This window comes from Streptococcus suis, assembly GCF_002964045.1.
GTDB lineage: Bacteria > Bacillota > Bacilli > Lactobacillales > Streptococcaceae > Streptococcus > Streptococcus suis_U.
This window is the reverse complement of sequence record NZ_POPB01000639.1, coordinates 1-318: the sequence shown is the minus strand read 5'-3', so window position 1 is coordinate 318 and position 318 is coordinate 1. Positions and strand designations below refer to the sequence as shown.

1 protein-coding gene is annotated in these 318 nt (G+C 40.3%); it reads right to left on the bottom strand.

Annotated elements, in window-relative coordinates; genetic code table 11:
- The coding region (locus C1E99_RS13785) for an HAD-IA family hydrolase (RefSeq protein WP_153060282.1) at positions 1 to 318 on the bottom strand (318 nt) is incomplete at both ends.

Here is a 318-nt window from a genome sequence, read left to right as displayed (position 1 = left end):
TCTCTTTCTATGATTAAACCAAATTGCCTTCCAATTCGCAGCTTTCGCTCCTACCACATCATTTTCAAACGAATCTCCTAGATAACAAATATCTTCGCCTGACATCCCCAAACGTTCTTCCATTAGTTGAAAAATAGCAGGATTTGGCTTTGTGATACCAACTTGTCCAGAAATAAGGACATGTTCTAGCTCAAACCAATTAACTAACCCCATCGTGCGTATCTTTCTCAACTGATGTCTATAAGGTCCATTCGTAATAATCCCCATTGCAATTCCTTGCGCCTGGCACCACGAAAATATTTCTGGAAACACTGGACT